General features: G+C 53.1%; 2 rRNA genes. Both read left to right on the top strand.

Annotation, left to right across the window (positions count from 1 at the left end):
- Window positions 1-88, top strand: a 23S ribosomal RNA gene (locus tag PSI23_RS22390); the annotation flags it as partial.
- Window positions 89-176: 88 nt separating this feature from the next.
- Window positions 177-256, top strand: a 5S ribosomal RNA gene (gene rrf, locus PSI23_RS22385); the annotation flags it as partial.

The following is a 256-nucleotide window of genomic DNA, read 5'->3' as shown; positions in this document are numbered from 1 at the left end:
TTCGAGACGAGGACGTGGATAGGCTGGGTGTGTAAGCGTTGCGAGACGTTGAGCTAACCAGTACTAATGAACCGTGCGGCTTAACCTGACAACACCGAAGGTGTTTTGGGGTGAGAGACAAGACTAAAAAGTTTCAACACAGACGACAGCTTGTTCGGGATTGAACACAGGATTTGTCTGGCGGCAACAGCGCGGTGGTCCCACCTGACCCCATGCCGAACTCAGCAGTGAAACACCGTAGCGCCGATGGTAGTGT

It is taken from the genome of Xenorhabdus yunnanensis (assembly GCF_028598805.1).
Taxonomy (GTDB): domain Bacteria; phylum Pseudomonadota; class Gammaproteobacteria; order Enterobacterales; family Enterobacteriaceae; genus Xenorhabdus; species Xenorhabdus yunnanensis.
Note: the sequence above shows the minus strand (reverse complement) of the source record. Positions and strands in the feature narration are given on the sequence as shown.